The sequence below is a fragment of the Streptomyces sp. NPDC059718 genome, assembly GCF_042733315.1.
Lineage (GTDB): Bacteria > Actinomycetota > Actinomycetes > Streptomycetales > Streptomycetaceae > Actinacidiphila.
Genome location: NZ_JBHWGA010000007.1, coordinates 121,887 through 139,857 on the forward strand (window position 1 = coordinate 121,887; position 17,971 = coordinate 139,857).

The 17,971-nt window shown below is 70.5% G+C and carries 16 protein-coding genes; 3 read left to right on the forward strand and 13 right to left on the reverse strand.

The features are described from left to right. Positions 1-127: 127 nt before the first annotated feature. The 6 genes from ACFV3E_RS10840 to ACFV3E_RS10865 all read right to left on the reverse strand — a co-directional run bounded on the left by ACFV3E_RS10840 (position 128) and on the right by ACFV3E_RS10865 (position 7,296). Positions 128-550, reverse strand: a complete 423-nt coding sequence (locus ACFV3E_RS10840; protein ID WP_500534354.1) for an organic hydroperoxide resistance protein — start codon at positions 548-550, stop codon at positions 128-130. A 528-nt stretch (positions 551-1,078) separates the two neighbouring features. Beyond that, entirely contained in the window at positions 1,079-1,927 is an 849-nt protein-coding gene (gene tatC, locus ACFV3E_RS10845) for a twin-arginine translocase subunit TatC (protein ID WP_500534355.1), read from the reverse strand. Positions 1,928-2,024: 97 nt separating this feature from the next. Continuing rightward, positions 2,025-2,291 (reverse strand): Sec-independent protein translocase subunit TatA, encoded by a 267-nt coding sequence (gene tatA, locus ACFV3E_RS10850; protein ID WP_500534356.1) that lies wholly within the window; start codon positions 2,289-2,291, stop codon positions 2,025-2,027. Between the two features lie 236 nt (positions 2,292-2,527). Continuing rightward, entirely contained in the window at positions 2,528-2,902 is a 375-nt protein-coding gene (locus ACFV3E_RS10855; RefSeq protein WP_500534357.1) for a twin-arginine translocase TatA/TatE family subunit, read from the reverse strand. Between the two features lie 477 nt (positions 2,903-3,379). After that, a complete protein-coding gene (locus ACFV3E_RS10860) occupies positions 3,380-4,828 on the reverse strand; it encodes a PepSY-associated TM helix domain-containing protein (protein WP_500534358.1) in 1,449 nt (482 codons plus the stop codon). Between the two features lie 524 nt (positions 4,829-5,352). Further along, a complete protein-coding gene (locus ACFV3E_RS10865; RefSeq protein ID WP_500534359.1) occupies positions 5,353-7,296 on the reverse strand; it encodes a multicopper oxidase family protein in 1,944 nt (647 codons plus the stop codon). Between the two features lie 1,242 nt (positions 7,297-8,538). Here ACFV3E_RS10865 and ACFV3E_RS10870 point away from each other — a divergent pair. Next, complete coding sequence (locus tag ACFV3E_RS10870; RefSeq protein ID WP_500534360.1) at positions 8,539-9,357, forward strand: helix-turn-helix transcriptional regulator; 819 nt, start codon at positions 8,539-8,541, stop codon at positions 9,355-9,357. A 106-nt stretch (positions 9,358-9,463) separates the two neighbouring features. Here the strand turns inward: ACFV3E_RS10870 and ACFV3E_RS10875 are convergent, their stop codons facing one another. From ACFV3E_RS10875 to ACFV3E_RS10900, 6 genes are all read right to left on the reverse strand, one after another. Then, complete coding sequence (locus tag ACFV3E_RS10875; protein ID WP_500534361.1) at positions 9,464-10,087, reverse strand: LysE family translocator; 624 nt, start codon at positions 10,085-10,087, stop codon at positions 9,464-9,466. Between the two features lie 4 nt (positions 10,088-10,091). Further along, the gene (locus tag ACFV3E_RS10880) at positions 10,092-12,161 is read right to left on the reverse strand and encodes a spermine/spermidine synthase domain-containing protein (protein WP_500534362.1); all 2,070 of its coding nucleotides are present in this window, start codon (positions 12,159-12,161) and stop codon (positions 10,092-10,094) included. Between the two features lie 98 nt (positions 12,162-12,259). Continuing rightward, positions 12,260-12,667 carry a peptide-methionine (R)-S-oxide reductase gene (msrB, locus tag ACFV3E_RS10885; RefSeq protein WP_499514609.1) on the reverse strand — a complete coding sequence of 136 codons (408 nt, stop codon included), beginning with the start codon at positions 12,665-12,667 and terminating at the stop codon, positions 12,260-12,262. Positions 12,668-12,681: 14 nt separating this feature from the next. Continuing rightward, entirely contained in the window at positions 12,682-14,073 is a 1,392-nt protein-coding gene (gene murC / locus ACFV3E_RS10890; RefSeq protein ID WP_500534363.1) for a UDP-N-acetylmuramate--L-alanine ligase, read from the reverse strand. A 79-nt stretch (positions 14,074-14,152) separates the two neighbouring features. Beyond that, on the reverse strand, positions 14,153-14,626 hold the full coding sequence (locus ACFV3E_RS10895) for an indole-3-glycerol phosphate synthase (protein WP_500534364.1): 474 nt from the start codon (positions 14,624-14,626) through the stop codon (positions 14,153-14,155). Positions 14,627-14,823: 197 nt separating this feature from the next. Then, positions 14,824-15,600 carry a pyrimidine reductase family protein gene (locus tag ACFV3E_RS10900; RefSeq protein ID WP_500534365.1) on the reverse strand — a complete coding sequence of 259 codons (777 nt, stop codon included), beginning with the start codon at positions 15,598-15,600 and terminating at the stop codon, positions 14,824-14,826. On the opposite strand from ACFV3E_RS10900, the gene zapE reads away from it, so the two are divergent. Together zapE and ACFV3E_RS10910 are read left to right on the forward strand one after the other, a co-directional pair. Continuing rightward, positions 15,599-16,789 carry a cell division protein ZapE gene (gene zapE / locus ACFV3E_RS10905; protein WP_500534366.1) on the forward strand — a complete coding sequence of 397 codons (1,191 nt, stop codon included), beginning with the start codon at positions 15,599-15,601 and terminating at the stop codon, positions 16,787-16,789. The two genes, ACFV3E_RS10900 and zapE, sit on opposite strands and share 2 nt — an antisense overlap. A gap of 142 nt (positions 16,790-16,931) precedes the next feature. Next, entirely contained in the window at positions 16,932-17,810 is an 879-nt protein-coding gene (locus tag ACFV3E_RS10910; RefSeq protein ID WP_500534367.1) for a PPK2 family polyphosphate kinase, read from the forward strand. Between the two features lie 19 nt (positions 17,811-17,829). On the opposite strand, the gene ACFV3E_RS10915 is transcribed toward ACFV3E_RS10910, so the two are convergent. Then, positions 17,830-17,967 carry a hypothetical protein gene (locus ACFV3E_RS10915; RefSeq protein ID WP_500372894.1) on the reverse strand — a complete coding sequence of 46 codons (138 nt, stop codon included), beginning with the start codon at positions 17,965-17,967 and terminating at the stop codon, positions 17,830-17,832. Between the last annotated feature and the right edge of the window lie 4 nt (positions 17,968-17,971).

The window sequence follows — 17,971 nt, forward strand, 5'->3', positions numbered from 1 at the left end:
CTTCGAACGGCGGGTGTTGCGACGACTCCTCGGGGAGCGCCGGCTGTGAATCCACCATGTCTTGCTGGCAGTTGGACGTGAGGCGACCCATGGAGGCCCTGGGCGCCGGCGTCCACTCCCGGCCGGCTCAGACGGCAGTGGCGTTGATGGTGACGGGGATGTTGCCGCGGGTGGCCTTCGAGTAGGGGCAGAGCTGGTGGGCGGCGTTGGCGAGCTCGGTGGCCTGGTCCTGGTCGACGCCGCCGAGTTCGAGGTTGAGGACGGCGGCGAGGGAGAACTCGCCGTCGCTGTGATTCAGGGTGATCTCGGCGTTGATCTCCGTGCTGGACAGCCCGACCTTGCGGTCGGCGGCAGCACGACGAACGGCGCCGAGAAAACACGCTGCCCAGCCCGCGGCGAAGAGCTGCTCAGGGTTGGTGGCGGTGCCGGCACCGCCGAATTCCTTGGGCAGCGACAGGGTGGTCTCCAGCAGACGGTCGTCGGACCGCACGCGGCCGCCGTTGCGGCCCTCGCCGGTGACGTTCACGACGGCGGTGTAGCTGTTCGACATGGCATGCCCTTCCAGGGGATTGGGAATGTTGCGGGTTCCTTGAATCGCAAAACCTTCTGACGGGCGTGCGTTTACCTGCGTCACCTGCCCAGGAGGTGACTAAATGATCGCGACGCAACCATCACCTGTCAAGGTGGTGATGGGTGGGCGGGAGTGGTGGGCACGGTCGATCGACTCCGGAGAGCTCGCCCGCGAGACCCGCCTGGTGTGACTCGAGGACCCCACCACCCTCGATCACGTCCGCCCACCATCGCGACGGTCGCATGGTCGCAGCAGGGGGACCGGTCAGGGCGGAAGGCGGCTTGGCACATAGAGCAGGGCGGGCTTGGTGGGGGTCGCCAGGCGGTGCAGGCCTGCTTTCAGCGGGGCGTCCCTGGATTCACGGTCGGGGCGCGCCAGCGGTTGTGAAGGCCGAGGCCGACCGGGCCGTTGCGACAACCGGTTGAGTCCACCGGTGTCGGGTCCGTGGAGATACGGGCGACGTGGCCCGTCGCGTGGCGGCTGCCCGCTCGGGTTCGGGAGGGCGTGTCAGGGTGGGCTGATGGTGGTGCTGTCGGGGGGTTCGATGGGGGCCGGTGTCAGGTCGAGGGGGGATGCTTCGGTGTCCTGTGGGTTTGCGCCTGGTGTGGTGCTGTTGGTGCGTTCGCGGCGGCGGTCGTTGCACCAGGCGATGGTGCACGCCGCGAGGTAGAGCAGGCTGATCGGTGTGGCGAGCAGCAGCATGCTGAGGGGGTCGGTGCTGGGGGTGGCGAGTGCGGCGAAGAGGGCGATGGCCATGAGCATGCCGCGCCACCAGCCGGTCATCCGGCGGGCGGTGATGGCGCCGCCGAGGTTCAGCAGTACGAGGAGGACGGGGAGTTCGAAGGAGAGGCCGAAGACGAGGACCATGCGGGTGGCCAGGTCGAGGAAGTCGTCGACGGGCAGGAGGTTGGTGGCCTTGTCGGGGGTGAAGGAGATCAGTACCCGTGCCGTGGTGGGCAGGGTCCAGTACGCCGTGGCGGCGCCTGTGAGGAACAGGGGGATGCCGGCTCCGAGGAAGGCGAGTGTGTATTTCTTCTCGTTGCGGTGCAGTCCCGGTGCGATGAAGGCCCACAGTTGATACAGCCATACCGGGCTGGCGGCGACGACTCCCGCGGTGATCGACACCTTCAGTGCGAGGGTGAAGGGTGAGAGAAGTCCGTTGAGGGAGATCAGGCCGCAGTGTCCCGCGCTGGTGGTGCCGGTCGGTCGGCCCGGGGCGCAGCCCGGTAGGGGATCGATGAGGAATCCGATCAGCTGACGGTAGGAGAAGGCCGCGATGGCGGTGGTGAGCAGGATCGCCCCGACGGATTTGATCAGGCGGTTTCGCAGCTCGCGCAGGTGCTCTGCGAGCGGCATCCGGGCAGCGTTGTGCGTCGTGGGGGTGGGCATGGGCGGTTCGGGTTCCTTGATGGGCGGCACCGGCTGCACACGGTCGGTGGGTGGTTGTGGTGCTTCAACGCCGGTGCGGGGTGTCTGTCTCGGTCGTTTCCGGAGCGATGCCACGGCCATCGGCCACGGACTGCAGGGCGGGGGGCGTGGCGGGCGAGCCGGCGGGGGGTTCGCCGGTGTCGTCCTTGCGCATGGCCTTGGTCTCGCTCTTGAGGATCCGCAGCGACTGCCCGAAGGAACGGGCCATCTCGGGAAGGCGCTTGGCGCCGAACAGGAGCAGGACGACGACGAGAATGAGGATGATCTCGGGTGCTCCGAGCCTGCCGAACATGGGCGTTTCCTTTCTGAGGGACTGAGGCACCCGAACGGCGCCCCAGCGATGTTGGGCCGGCTGCCGACGGACGCCGGAGCCTTGCCCTGTACGGGAATCGGTGCGTTGACGCACCGGGCCGACGGCGGCCACAGCGGTCGGCGGACAGGGTGATGCGTCAGGGCGGCGCGCGACTTCCCGTGTCACGAGGTGGCCTTGCCGTGGCCGTACCGGCCTTCCCTGCGCCGGTGATTTCCTCAAGACCGGCGGTCTGCGGTCGTGGACGTCGGTCCGGGTCCGGCGGACTTCCCGGAGTTCGTCGAGGTCTCCGCCGCTGTGCCGCCGTGCGGTTCCCCTTCGAGGCCGGTGGCCAGCTCGGTGAGGTACAGGTTCTCGGCACCCAGGCTTCTGGCCACGAGTGCCTTCGGGTTGAGGTCCTCGAGGTTCAGGTCCTTGAGTTCAGGGGGGAGTTCTTTGCGGATGCTCGCCTGAGCGTTCTGTGAGAGCTCGCGGATCTTGCGCAGGGTCCGCATGGCGTCGGACACCATTTTGGGGAGCTTGTCGGGACCGACGAGAACGACGGCGAGCACGATCAGGGTGGCTACTTCGAGCGGACCGATGTCGGCAAACATCCATGACTCCCGTCTGGGGTGGTGAAGGCTCGGCGGCTCGCGGACAGGCGGCGAAGCCTGTGGGGCCAGGTGTACGGACAACGGCAGGCGCCTGAAGGCCCGAAGGGGGAGCCGGACGCAGAACGGTGTGAAGCGGCCCCCTGTGCCGCCTGCCCGGATCGCTACTGCGACATGAGGTGGCGTACGCCCCGATCCTGTCCGCCGGGACTCCGGCAAGCAGGACGACGTCGAGGGCTCCGGTGAAGAGTCATGGCCACACCGGTCGGGACCGTTCCCGTCCCGTCCAGGGGTCTGCCCGGAGGTCCGGGCAGACCCCTCCAGCGAATCGAGCGGTACGCGACGGCGGCGCGGTAGCGGGCCGGTAACTCGGTCAGCGTCGCGAACATCAGCTGGGGGCCTGCTCGGCGACCCAGTGGCCGACGCCGGGTCTCCCGCACGCGCGATGACGGCGCCGTGCGGAAAGCCCGCCTTCTTCCGTCAGGCGGCGCGGGCCCGCCGGATGACTTCCGTTGCGACGTCCACGGCGAGGAATCCGGCCAGGGTGATCCCGAGGACGGGCAGTGCCCAGCCGACGGCGGCGACGGCCGGGATGCCGAGGACCAGCACGGGCAGGGGAAGCCGCCGCCACGTGCCGCGCGCGGGGGCCCTGCCGAACGGCTTCGCGCGGCCGTCACGTGTCGGGCGGCGCTGCCACCACATCCGGTAGCCCCACAGGACGACCAGGACCAGGCCGAGCGCGACGACCGCCAGCACGATCCGGTTGGCGACACCGAACAGCAGGCCCATGTGCGCTTGCACGCCGAGTTTGCTGAGCTTCGCCAGGACCGGGTAATCGGCCCACCGGCTCTCCGAGGTGACCTCGCCCTTCGCCGCGTCGACGGCGACCTGGTCGTAGTGCACCGGCCACCGGTCGTCGTCCTGGGCCACCGTCCAGGCGCCCGCCGTGTCCGCGGGCGGCGTGAGCTCCACCGTGCCACGCAGCCCGGCGTCCCGGGCCACCGCCAGGACCGAATCGAAGGCGGCCGGGTCCGACGATCCCGTGGCCCCGCCGGTGCCGTGCCCCGCGTGTCCCTCATGGCCGTCCCCGCTCGCCGCCGCCGCGCCGGGCAGCGCGGTGTCAAGTTCCGGCGCATGGCCCCTGGCCGCGTCCAGAGCCTGGCCGAACCGGTCACCCGCGTAGTGCGACCAGGTCAGACCGGTCGCGCTGAGGAAGAGCAGACCGACCGCGAGCCACACACCCGTGACGGCGTGCAGGCTCCGGGTCCGCCGCACGCCCCGGGCGGAGCGGTCGGGCAGCAGGACACCCCGGGCCGACGGTGCGCGCTGCCCGCGGGCGCGTCCGAGCCAGAGCACCAGTCCGCCCGCGACGATCACCCACAGCCAGCTCGCGGCGACCTCCGAGTAGAGCCGGCCGGTCTCGCCCAGGTGCAGATTGCGGTGCAGGTCGTCCAGCCACGTGGTCAGTGGCGTCGAGCCGTACCACGTGGTCAGCTCGCCGCGCACCTCGGCGGTGTAGGGGTCGACGAACACCGTCCGCTGCCTGTCGCCCAACTCCGGGACGGACAGCACCACCCGCGTGGTGGCCTCCGGTCCGGACGGGGTGACCACCGAGGCCAGCGTCCCCTCCGGGTGGACGGCCCGGGCCGCCGCGATCTGCTGAACGAGTGGACGCGGCTCACCACCCGGCTGCTCGACGCGCAACCGGTCGCCGTAGACCAGCTGGTCGAGCTGGGGCGTGAAGGTGTAGGCCAGCCCCGTCAGCGCCGCCACCAGCAGGAAAGGAGCGACGAACACCCCCGCATAGAAATGCAGACGGACAAGCAGCCCCCGAACCCCCCGCCATGAACGACCCGACTCCGTGGTGCCGGCCCCGGGTATCGGCACGGCTGGCGGCGAGGTGCGGTCGGCGGCCTCTGATACGGCCACCGCGGCCCCATCGAGGCCGTTCTGCGGTGTTTGCTCTTGTGTCGAAGACACGTGGGTCCCATCAATCGGCACCCACGCTCGAGCAATGAGTGCGAACAAAGCCAGTGAGTCGGTCGCCGGAGCGGCGGAACTGTGTGACACGGCGGCGGGCGCAGCACCGGGCCAGGTGGATTTCAGGTCGGACAATCCTCGTTCGTCGGCGGCGTCGTCCGGTTCCGCCCGTGCGGCGTGCGGCCGTCAGGCTTCTCCGACCTCGGGGCGGCGGACAGGTGCTTCGGCTCGTGTCGGCGCGGAGCCCCGGTGACTCGGACCCACACTCGTGGATCCGAGCCACGGGGCCCGGCCCGGAGACGGACTTCCCGTCCAGCCTCAGACAGTCGCCAGGCACTGTGTCATCCCGGGGTCATCTCGGTACCGTGCCGCGAGGCCGACTTTCCGAATCCCCCACTCGGCCGGTTCACCCGCCACCGGGCACGATCGACGATCAGCGCGCAGCCTTCACGAGCGGGGAGTCCGTGACCGGGTTACATCGCGTGGCGCTCACCGCGGTTCATCCCCATCAGGCCGCTGTGGATCTCGTGCACGGCCGGCGGCATGACCACGAAGGGCCGCATCATGCCCTCGTCCTCGTGGTCGAAGAGGTGGCAGTGGTACATGACCCGGCCGGTCTGCTCGGCGAGCTTGCCGCCGATCGTGACCATGGTGTTCGCGTTGACGGTGATGGTGTCCTTCCAGCCGGACTCCTCAGGGGCAACGGGCACCCGGTCGCCGAGGGTTATGGGAGACGTCGTGGTGCCGTTGGCGAAGTCGAATCCGCTGACGTCGACCGTACGCCGGTCCACCACCTGGAAGTCCATCAGGTGAATGTGGAGCGGATGGTAGATCGGCAGGTTGGGCGGTGCGATGCTGATGATGTTCCACTTCTCCCACGTGCTGCTCGACGCGAAGAAGTTGGTGGAGTCCTCGAAGATCGAGGCCATACGACGGAGGGTCTTCGTCTCACCAGACACGGTGACCTTCACGACGCCCTCGCCGGATGCGTCGTCGGAGACCTCCTTCATCTCCCAGATCACCGGCATGCCGGCCTTGCTGAGGGTGAGCACGACGAACCGCTCCACACCCCCGGAGACATCGTCGAGGGTGACCTTCTTGAAGCGGGGAGACAGAGCCGCCGGAACGGTGTATGCCTTGTTCCCCTCCCGCCCGACGTGGAACTGCATGATCTGGGGGTAGGGCAAGAGGGCGTCAGGCACGGCGGTGCCGGCGTCCACACCGGGAATGGTGTTGACGAGCTTGAGCTTCTTGCCCGGGAAGGCGGCGAAGTCGATGACGACGTCGGCGCGCTCCGCCGGGGAGAGCGACAGCGTCTCGTCGACGGTCTGGGGAGCGCCGAGCAGGCCCAGGTCGGTGGCGACGACCTTCATGGCTCCCTTCACCACCTTGCCGGTCGACTCGTCGATCACGGCCATCCGGTAGACGCGGGCCGGCGACATGTTCAGCAGACGGAACCGGTAGGCACGGGCCTCCACGTTCAGGTGAGGCCACACCACACCGTTCACCATGGTGAACGGGCTGAGGGTCGCGATGGACGGCGGGATCATCCCCGGCATCGGCATCGCGAGATAGACCTTCTTGCTGAGAACCTGCCCGGTCAGCCGCCCCTGGTCGTCGGTGTCGAAGTTGACGTCCTGGATCGTCAGCGGGATTTCGTACGCGCCGCTGGGCAGACCGAGCTTGTCCTCCACGTCGTCGCGGATGATGTAGTTGCCCATCAGTCCGGACTGCACGTTCAGCGCAGTGATCGCCATGGCGTGGTCATGGTAGAAGAGGCGCGTCGCGGCCTGGTCGTTGCCGTATTCGGCCAACTGCGCGCTGCCGGGCGTGACCGCGAGGTCCGCCCCGCCGTCGTTCAGGGCGTGGCTGTGGCCGCCGTGCAGGTGGACCGTGGTCCAGGCAGTCAGCTTGTCGACCTCGGAGCGCGCGATCGCACCGGCGGATCCCGGCTTGTTGTAGGGCAGCAGGCCGGGCCCGGGGCCGTCCGGAGCCACGAAGACGGCCTTGATGGGGATGGTGCCCTTCAGGTTGTTCTGCCACGCGATGCGGGCCCGCTGCCCCCTCCGCACCTCGATGGTCGGACCGGGGAAGTGACCCATGTAGGTCCACAGGCGGGTGGCCGGCATCTGGGAGTGCAGACGGATCCGGGACTCCACCAGGTCGACCTTCGTGATCGCCTCGTCGCCGGGGCGCAGCGTCGGAGGGATGCGCAGCGGGTCCCTGAACGGAGTCAGTTCGGTGAACTCCGGGGAGCTCACGCCGTCAAGCGGCGCGCTGCCGCCGGCGAGCGTCTGGCTGGCTTGTGCGCTTCCCTGGAACAGGCCGGTAGCGCTGTAGACGGCCGTGCCGGCCACGGCGGCAGCGACCGCGGTGCCGCCGGCCATGCCGAGGAAAGTCCGTCGATTGTGCTTCATTTTGGTTGGCTTCCTGTATTAAAGGTTGTGTTCCGGGTGCCCTTCTTGGGCACCGATTGAAGGGAGCTGCAGTCCGATGGCCCGGTGACTTCGGCGATGTGACAGGGCGTTCGGCCGTGTGAGGTCGCCGTGTACTTGAGATCGCTGTCAGCACTGAGTTGCGGTGCAACACGGGATCAGGCGGTTGTCCGCCTCAGCAGGAATTTCCCGGACCCGCCTGAAGGAGGCGGTCCCAGCCGCCTTGCGGTATGACCCGTGCAAAAACGGGACTTGGTCCCTGTACAGGAACCCCCAGCTTCACTCGCATCGGTTCTCACCGTGCCGCCGGCTCCCGCCCGGGGAGCCGCATGAGGTCGTCGGCGCGTTACTCCCGACCGCTCTCGATGTCGAACCCGTGGTTCAAGCCGCACCCGCCGGCGCAGAACGGCTCCTCGTCCGGCAGCGCCTCAACCCTGCTGCGTATTGGGTGAGTCGGCAACGTAAGTCGGCCCGCGCAGCGAAAGCAGGGTCGCCCTGCACGACTACCGCCTTGCGAACCGGTGGCGCCGACGACCGCGGCGATCCCCTCGTCTGAGTTTTCCCCTCCCGCCGAAGACTTCTTGAGTCGCACGCAATCTCGACGTTCCGCAGGACCGTTTCGTCAGAGAGGGCGACGAGCCCGTACGTGACCTCGAAGCGGGTTTCGCGTCGAGCGTGCAACAGGGCGGCGACGATCTTCCGGAAGGGTTCCCGGAGGGCCGACGTGCTGAGAATCGTATGCAGCGCAACGACGGCAGCCAGAGCGCTACTGTCGCCAAAAACATACTTATATCAGTACATTCCGCCCAACAGGTGCCTTACCGCGCTGTGGGTACCCACGCTGTGGGAACCCATAATGCGAAGAAAAAGGCGTCATCGACCTTCAGTCAGCGCCCCGCCGACGAGTCGGAACTTCACCGCCATGGGAAACGCCCTCCAGGGTCGCCACACGCATGTCCGTCCGCTCCGGACCCCGGACTCGGTGCTCCAGGCTGCTGAATAGCGCGAACGCGGATTCAAGGGCTCGACGCCGCCCGAGGGCCCTCGTACGTCGTGTGTGTACCGTCACGGGGCCGTCGGGCTGTGTTCGAAGGGCGCCGAGGTGCCCTCGGGGGGCTTCCGTGGGGTCCTTCCGTCCTCGCCGGGCTTGGGGGGCGGGAACTCCGGCTCGGGGACGCTCTTGCCGTCGGACAGTTAGGAGCATAAGCTCCTAATGTGAGCAGAATGCGGAACGCGGAACTCGGAGACTTTCTCCGCGCCCGACGGGCGGAGCTCTCGCCCGCGGACGCCGGGATCGCCACACATGGTTCGCCGCGCCGAGTACCGGGTCTGCGGCGTGAAGAGGTCGCGCGGCTCGCCGGGGTGAGCGTGAACTACTACACCCGCGTCGAGCAGGGGGAGGGTCACCACTTGTCCGGTTCGGTGATGGAGGCGATCGCGGGCGCGCTGCACCTGAACGAGATCGATCGGCTCCACCTGTTGCGCCTGGCATGGCCTCCACCGGTCGTGAGTCATCGGGTCGGGCCTGAAAGGGTGCGGGGCTCGGTGATCGCACTAGCCGAGAGCGTCACCCAGCAGGGGGTGTGCATCATGGGCAGGCGCACGGACGTGCTCGGCGGCAACCGACTGGGATTCGCGCTGTTCGGTCTGAACGCGGACCAGCGGCCGAACCTGGCAAGGCAAACTTTCCTCGAGCCGGCGATGCGCGACCTGATTGTCGACTGGGATAACTGGGCGCGCAATATGGCCGGCTTTCTGCGGATGACCTCGACGGAATACCCCAGTGATCTGATCATAAGCGAGCTGATCAACGAACTGAGGCTCAAAAGCCCGGAGTTCGTGGAGTTGTGGGACACCCATCCGGTGGCTGAGTGCGCGCACGCAGTCCGGGAGTTCAATCACCCACTCGTCGGACACCTCACTCTCAGCAAGGAGGTCGTGCGCTTTTCCGGTTCCTCCGGCCAGCGCATCATCTTCTACGGCGCCGCCCCCGGCTCCGAAACCGCCGAGCGGCTCAGGCGGCTGGACTCGCTGCTCTCCTGAAACCGTGTGGTATTCGTCTTGGCCGGGGGCGCCCAACGGAATGATCTTGGAATCTCGGTCATGACGCGCGAACCGCACATGGGAGGGTCATCGGCCGGCATTGCGCCTAGCCCTCCAGCGCCATCCGCACGCCGAGCGCCACGAGCACTGCGCCGGAGACCATCTCCAGGCGGCGGCGCACCCATGCACGGCTGAACACGGACTTCAGGCGGTCGACGAACCATACGTACGCCCCGTAGTAGCCGACCTCGTAGACCGCCCACAGCGCCGCGAGCCCGACCATCGCGGGGAGTTGGGGCGCGCCGGAGGGCACGAACTGCGGCAGGAACGACATCGCGAAGACCGCCGCCTTGGGATTGGCCAGGTTCATGCCGAGCCCGGCGCGGTAGGCCGCCCACGGGGTCACCGTCGCGTCCTCACTCGCCGCGGCCCGCTCGGGGTCCGGGCCGCGGCGGGCGGCACGCAACGCCTGGACGCCGAACCAGATCAGGACGGCGGCGCCGACGATCCGCACGACGTCGTAGGCGAGCTGTGAGGCCGCGAGGAGCGCGGTGAGACCGAAGGCGGCGCACAGCCCCCAGACGAACACACCGGTCTCGTTGCCGAGGACGGTCGCGAAGCCGGCCCGGCGGCTGCGCAGGGAGTGCCTGATGATCAGCACCGTGCTCGGCCCGGGGGCCGCGGCGATCAGGGTGCAGGCACCGAGGAAGGGCAGCAGGACGCTCAGCATCCCGTCATGGTGCTGCAGCGGGCCCCTCGCGCACCAGCCGGTTTCCGTGCGCCGTGGCGTCCTGCCGGCCCTGCCCCGCGCCGTCGCCGCCGGCGGGGCCACCGCCGCCGGACAGCCGCATCGCGACGCAGGCCCCGGCGTACAGCACGGCCACCAGGATCAGCAGCGCGCGGTAGCCGGTGAGCAGCGCCAGGTACTCCAGGGTGCCGCCGGTCAGCGCGCCCAGGAGGTTGGCGCCGAAGGCGGCGGTCGGGTCCGGTGCCTGGGCGAGGCGGTCGGAGAAGATCAGGTTGGCGCAGAAGATCGGCGCGAAGGCGAGCGCGACGGCCGCCGCCAGCCGTGCCGCGAAGGGCAGCGACAGCACGGCCTGCGCCGGGACCAGCCAGCCGACGGCGAGCGTGACGAAGAGCAGGATCTGCAGTGTCGTCTGGTTGAGCCGGCGCATGCGGCGCCGCACCTCGACGGCGGCCAGCACCGCCAGCAGCACCCCGATGAAGACCAGCGCGTTCACCAGCCAGGTGGTGCCGAAGTACAGGGCGAAGCCGATGACGTTCTTCGTCTCCAGCAGCAGGAAGGCCGCGCCCATCAGGAACATGTCGGCGTAGCGGAGCGTCCCGCGCAGCCGCACCCCGGCCAGCCGCACCGAGATCACGGTGACCAGCAGGATCAGGCCGAGCGCGCCGAGGTAGAGGCTCGGCACCGTGCGGTGCAGGAGGTAGGGGAACGGGTGGTCGTCGTCCGCGGGCGGCGGCACCGCCCCGCCGGCCCGCCAGACCGTCCCGCAGGTCTGGTCGGCCGGCGTCAGCCCGGCCACGAGGACCGCGGCGCGCTTGCTGTACTCCGTCATGCACGGGGCGTGCCCGAAGACCTGGTCCAGGCTGCCCGCGAAGCGGTCGATCAGCCAGTTCTGCCGGTAGTAGTTGTACATCGCGAACGCGCCGCCGGGCGCGAGGTGGTCACGGGCCGACTCGAAGGCCTGCCTGGTGAAGAGGTAGCTCTCCAGCCGCAGGTTGCTCGCCCCCGACACCAGCGTCAGCGAGTCGGGCAGAGCCAGCACGACGAGGTCGTACTTCGTCTTCGTGCGCTCCAGGAAGGCCCGCCCGTCGTTGATGTGGACGTGCACCCGCGGATTCTGGTACGGCCGCGCGGGGTGCAGCTGCGCCCCGATCTCCTGCAGCCGCGGGTCGATCTCGACGGCGTCCACGTACTGCGCGCCGTTGGCCAGCGCGACGGCGACGTCGTTGCCGTTGCCCGCGCCGATCACCAGCACCTTGCGGTGCGGATTGCCCGGGGTCTCCCGGTAGGCCTGCTCGTACGGGGAGTTGGGCTGCTGCAGCACCTTCAGCGGCGCGATGCTCTGGTGCGGCACGCCGTTGGCGGCGATCTTGTACGTCCGCGAACTGGTGCCCGGCTCCGGGCGGGTCAGCTCGATCTTGTAGTACGGCGACCAGGACACCCCCGGCGCCAGCGACTCGAAGAGCAGCGCCAGCACCATCGCCGCCAGCGGCAGCGCGTACCGCAGCGTGTTCCGCCGGCCGCCGAGGACCAGCAGCGCCGCAGCGGCGATCAGCCCCCACACCAGGGAGGGCGCGCGCAGCCAGGACACCCCCGCGAAGGCCACCGAACCGGTCAGCGAACCGAGCAGGTCCCACCGGTACGCCTCCAGCGACGGCAGCTGCCGGAACAGATCGGCGGTGATCTTGCCGATCGCCATCATCGCGAACGCCACCAGCAGGAAGAGCACCGGCAGCGTCACCCACTGCGGCAGCCCGGTGGTCTTCACCGCCGTGAAGTAGATGATGTCGCCGCTGCTCTGCCGCACCTGGACCGGGAACTCCCGCACCAGCACCACGAGCACGGCCAGCGGCAGCGGCGCCCACCGCTTGAGCCACTGGCCGCGTTCCGCCGCGATCAGGAAGCCCAGCCCGATCCCCAGGAACGAGCCGAGCAGGATGAAGTTGGAGAAGTAGCTCAGATGGACGACGTTCGCGCCCGCCCACCGGATCAGCGCCAGTTCGACGAAGAGCATGGTGGCGCTGGCCAGCAGCAACCTGGCCCGTACGTGGTGTTCCATGCCGGGCCACGTTGCCACCCGGTGGGCGGGGAGTCGACGGACGCGCCCCGCGTGGCGCGTCGGCCCCACGCGAGGGGCCTAGCCGTCGGATTTCGTGATCAGTCCTCCACGGGGGCCAGCCGCAGCGAGATCGAGTTGATGCAGTACCGCTGGTCCGTCGGGGTGTCGTAGCCCTCGCCCTCGAAGACGTGGCCCAGGTGCGAGCCGCAGCGGGTGCAGCGGACCTCGGTGCGGACCATGCCCATCGAGCGGTCCTCGATCAGCTCGACGGCCTTGCTGTCCTTCGGGTCGTAGAAGGACGGCCAGCCGCAGTGCGACTCGAACTTGGTGTCCGAGGTGAACAGTTCGGCGCCGCAGGCGCGGCACGAGTAGACGCCGCGGGTCTTGGTGTCGGTGTACTCACCCACGAAGGGACGCTCCGTGCCCGCCTGGCGCAGGACCGCGTACTCCTGCGGCGTCAGCTCCTGACGCCACTGCTCCTCGGACTTGTCGACTTCGTACGCCATGGTCCTCCCTCTCCTCAGTTCTCCAGGCGCGCGAGGATGCGCGGACCGAGATCGGTCACGTCGCCCGCGCCCATGGTGAGAACAAGGTCACCGGGCTTGGCCATTCCGGCGACGACCTCGGGGACCGCGTCCTTGTCGTGTTCCGCGGTGACGTCGGCGCCCGCAGCGACGGCCGCGTCGATGATCAGGTCGCTGGTGATGCCGGGGATCGGGTCCTCGCGGGCCGGGTAGATGTCCAGCACCACGGAGGCGTCGGCGAGCGCGAGGGCCTGGCCCATCTCGCGGCCCAGCTCCTGGGTGCGGCTGAACAGGTGCGGCTGGAAGACCACGACGATGCGCCGGTCGTCCGCCGCCTCGCGCAGGGCCTGCAGGTCCGCGGTCATCTCGGTCGGGTGGTGCGCGTAGGAGTCGATGACCTGGACGCCCGCGGCGGTGCCCTTCAGCTGCAGCCGGCGCTTCACCCCGGTGTAGGTGCCGAGCGCCTTGGCCAGGTCCTCCGCCGGGACGCCCAGCGCGACGCCCGCGGCGAGGGCGGCGACCGCGTTGTGGGCGTAGTGCCGGCCGGGCACGGAGACGGTGAAGGTGTGCTCCTCGCCGCCCAGGCGGACGGTGACCTCGCTGGACATCCCGTGCGGGGTGACCCGCAGGATCCGCACGTCGGCCTGCTCGTCCTCGCCGACGCGCACGACGGTCAGCCCCTCGCGGCCCGCCACCCGGGCGGCCAGCTCCCGCGCGCCGGAGTGCTCGCCGACGACCAGGGTGCCACCGGGGACGATCTTGCCGACGAAGACCTCGAACGACTCGTGGATCTCGTCCATCGACGCGTAGTTCGCGTGGTGGTCGAGCTCCACGTTGAGCACGATCGCCACCTCGGGGTCGTACTTCTGGAAGCTGCGGTCGCTCTCGTCCGCCTCCGCCACGAAGATCTCGCCGGTGCCGTGGTGGGCGTTGGAGCCCGGGGCGTCCAGGTCGCCACCGATGGCGTACGACGGGTCCAGGCCCAGCGCGGACAGGCTCACCGCGAGCATGGAGGTGGTGGTCGTCTTGCCGTGCGTGCCGGCCACCGCGATCGGGCGCGAGCCCCCCATCAGCGCCGCCAGCGCGTCCGAGCGGTGCACCACCGGGATGCCGCGCTCGCGGGCCGCCACCAGCTCCGGGTTGTCCTCACGGATGGCGCTGGAGACGACCACGCAGGTCGCGTCCTGCGCGAGGTGCGCGGCCGAGTGACCGATGTGGACGGTCGCGCCCAGCTCGCGCAGCGCAACGGCCGTGTCGGAGTCCTTCGCGTCGCTGCCCGCGACGGCGGCGCCGCGCTGGGTCAGGATCTTCGCGATGCCCGACATCCCGGCCCCGCCGATCCCGATGAAGTGCGGTCGGTCCATACCGGGGGGAAGGGTGGGGCTCATGCGAGGTGCTCCCTGGAACTCACGAGGTCGGTCGTCGGCCGTCCCCGATTCTTCCACCAGTCGGGGACACGGCGTCCGCTCAGTCCTCAGCGTTGTGGGCGAACAGCTTCAGCACCGGCACGCCGACCTTGTGCCGGGCCCGGGAGGTCCAGTCCCGGTGGAAGAACTCCTCCACCAGGTGCGGGGCGGTCAGCACGATCACCTCGTCGGCGTGGGTCTGCTCGACCACCGACCTCATCAGCTCGATGGGGTGCCGCTCGACCACCTCGCCCACCGCCTCGCAGCCCGCCTCGCGCAGGGCGGTCAGGCTGTGGCTCAGCGCGCGCTCGGCGGGCATCAGGGCCTTGTCGCCCTCCGGGCGTTCGCGCTCGTGGACGGCCTTGTCGAGTTCGCCGAGGGCGACGTCGTCGATGGCCCGCAGCAGCCGGTCCTGGTCGCCCCGTGGCTGCATCAGGACGACGAAGGAGACGGGCTCGTCACCGTGGAGCGTGGTGACCAGTTCCACATCGGCGGGGACGAGCGGCTGCTCGATCATGAGTACGGTCGTGAACACGGACGCGTCCTTCTCTCTCGCGGGCCGTCGGGCCTGCCACGGAAACCATCCTGCCCCGTCCGGGCGCGGGGCACGCGGGGACATCCGTTCCCGGGCCGTGGCACGCGGACAAGTGCGGGGCGGGCAATCGGCGCCATCCGGGTGAGGCCGGTGGCGCGGGCGGCCGGTGGCCGGTCCCGGTCGCACCGGGGGGCCGGTCAGCCGCGTACGTAGCGGGTGAACAGGAAGCCGTCCTCCTCCAGGATCGACACCAGGGTGTAACGGACGGGGTCGGTGATGCCGGGCCCGTTCATGATGCGCATGGCGTCACCGGCGGTCAGCAGCGGGGCGATCGTCAGGCACAGCTCGTCGACCACCCCGGCCGCGGCGAACTGGGCGAGCAGCCGCGGCCCGCCCTCGGTCAGCATCCTGCGCAGCCCCAGCGCGGCCAGTTCGCGCACCACGCGCGCCGGCTCCACGCCCGTGCCGGAGCCTGCCCGGACGACCCGCGCCCCCGCCTTCTCGGCCGCCGCGACCCGGTCGGCCGGGGCGTCCTCGCCGGTCAGCAGGAGGGTCGGCACCAGCGGCTCGGTGAACAGGGGCAGCGAGAAGTCCAGGTCGAGCCGGGCGCTCACCACGGCGATCGCGGCGGCCGGCCCCTGTCCCGCCGCGGCCCTGCGGTCCGCGAAGGCCTCCCGGGCGCGGGCCGGGCGGTAGCCCTCCTGCCGCACCGTCTCCGCGCCGACGACCACCACGTCGGCCAGGGCCCGCAGCACCCCGAACACCCGCATGTCGGCGTCCGAGGACAGCGGCTGGGAGCGACCGTCGTGCCGGGCCGCGCCGTCCAGCGACGACACCATGTTCGCGCGCAGCCAGGGCGCCCCGCCCGCGGTTTCCGGGTACGCGTAGGCGTCGGCCAGCGCCTCCGGCGTGTCCAGGGTCTCGGCGGGTGCCGGTGCGGCAGTGGTCGCGGGGGCGGGGAAGAGGCGGCGCATGGCTGCAGTCTTCCACGCCCCCACGCAGTGGGGTCGGCCACACGGCGGCGAGGGGACCACCGGCGAGGCACTAGGCTGGAGTGCTGTGTCCTCGTCCTTCGCCGCCGCGCAAGAAACCAGCCCGATACCCGGCGGGACGCCGCCCGTCTCGCTGAGCGGACGCGAGCCGCACGTCCCGGCGGACCGGCTGGTGGCCGAGATGGTGCCGCCGCCGCGCTTCGACTCCGTACGGTTCGACACCTACCTCCCGGACCCGAAGCAGCCGAGCCAGGCCGAGGCCGTCGGCACGCTGCGGGCCTTCGCGGAAGGGCTGGGCGCCCCCGCCGACGGCGGGCGCAAGCGCTGGTTCCGGCGTCAGGCCGTCCCCGCCGCCCCGGCCGGCCCCGGCGGGGTCTACCTCGACGGGGGCTACGGCGTGGGCAAGACCCACCTGCTCGCCTCGCTGTGGCACGCCACGCCCGCGCCGCGCGAGCAGAAGGCCTTCGGCACCTTCGTGGAGCTGACCAACCTCGTCGGCGCCCTCGGCTTCCAGCAGGCCGTGCAGGCGCTCAGCGGGCACCGGGTGGTCTGCATCGACGAGTTCGAACTCGACGACCCCGGCGACACCGTGCTCGTCTCGACCCTGCTGGGCAAGCTGGCCGACGCCGGGGTGAAGCTGGCCGCGACCTCCAACACCCTGCCCGGCAAGCTCGGCGAGGGCCGGTTCGCGGCCGCCGACTTCATGCGCGAGATCCAGGGGCTGTCCGCCCGCTTCCGGTCGCTGCGCATCGACGGCGAGGACTACCGCCACCGGGGCCTCCCGCAGGCCCCCGCGCCGTACACCGACGAGCAGGTCACCGCCGCCGCGGACCGCACCCCGGGCGCCTCCCTGGACGACTTCGCCGCCCTCCTCGCCCATCTCGCCCGGGTCCACCCCAGCCGCTACGGCGCGCTCTGCGACGGCGTCGAGGCGGTCTTCCTGCGCGGCGTCCGCCCCGTGGAGGACCAGGCCACCGCGCTGCGCCTGGTCGTCCTGGCCGACCGGCTCTACGACCGCGAGGTCCCCGTCATGGCCTCCGGGCGGCCCTTCGACGGCATCTTCAGCGAGGAGATGCTCGCCGGCGGCTACCGCAAGAAGTACTTCCGGGCCATCTCCCGCCTCACCGCCCTCGCCCGCGACGCCAAGCGCCTCGCCACCCCGGACGCCTGAGCCCCCTGCGGGGCGCGCGGCGCCCGGGCCGTGACACCCGTGGCCCCCGGCCGCGTTGGCGGCGCCGGGGGATCCGGCGCACCATCGGATCACCGGACCGGAGCCCGTGGGGAGCGGGGAGGGTCCCCCGGAGGGAGGCGCGGTGACGAAGAGGAGCCCGGACACCGCATCCGGAACCAGGCCCGGGCTGCGCGCGAAGCTGCGGGTCCCGTCGGGCGGCGGCCCCGTGCGGCTGCGGTCGTACGACCCGCGCGCCACGCCGGGCGGTCCGGCGGGCAAGGCCGAGGCGCTGGCGTGCGTGCCGTACGCACGGGACCGGATCACGGCGCTGCAGGAGCGGCTCTTCGCGCAGAGCACGGCGGGTGACCCGCGTTCGGTCCTCGTCGTCCTCCAGGGCATGGACACCTCGGGCAAGGGCGGCTCGGTGCGGCACCTCGCGAGCCTGCTCGACCCCGCGGGGTGCCGCATCACCGCCTTCAAGGCCCCGACGGCGGAGGAACAGGCCCACCACTTCCTGTGGCGCGTCGAGCGGGCCCTGCCCGGTCGCGGGCGGATAGGGGTCTTCGACCGCTCCCACTACGAGGACGTCCTCGTGCCGCGGGTCAGGGGCCGGGCACCGCGCTCGCTGTGGGAGGAGCGCTGCGAGACCATCAACTCCTTCGAGGCCTCGCTCGCCGACGACGGCGTCAGCGTCGTCAAGGTCTTCCTGCACATCAGCCGCGACGAGCAGCGCACCCGCCTGCTGGACCGGCTGGACAACCCCTGCAAGCACTGGAAGTTCCGCCCCGGCGACCTGGAGGACCGGGCGATGTGGCCCTCGTACCAGGAGGCGTACGAGGACGTGCTCGGCCGCTGCTCCACGGAGGCCGCGCCCTGGTACGTCGTCCCCGCCGACCGCAAGTGGTACCGGAACTGGGCCGTCGGGCGGCTGCTGATGGAGCACCTCGACCTGATAGACCCGGTGTGCCCGCCCGCGTCCTTCGACGTCGAGGTCGCCCGCAAGCTGCTGCTGGAGGACTGACCCCACCGGGCCGCGCGGCTCAGCCGCTGCAGGCCGTGCGCTGGGCCTCGTGCCAGGCGCAGACCGGGCAGAGGGTCGGGCCCGGCTGAGAGTCGGGGTACTCGGTCGGGTCGCCGCAGTGGACGCAGATCGCGCGGGGCTCGTCGTCGGTCGTCACCCGA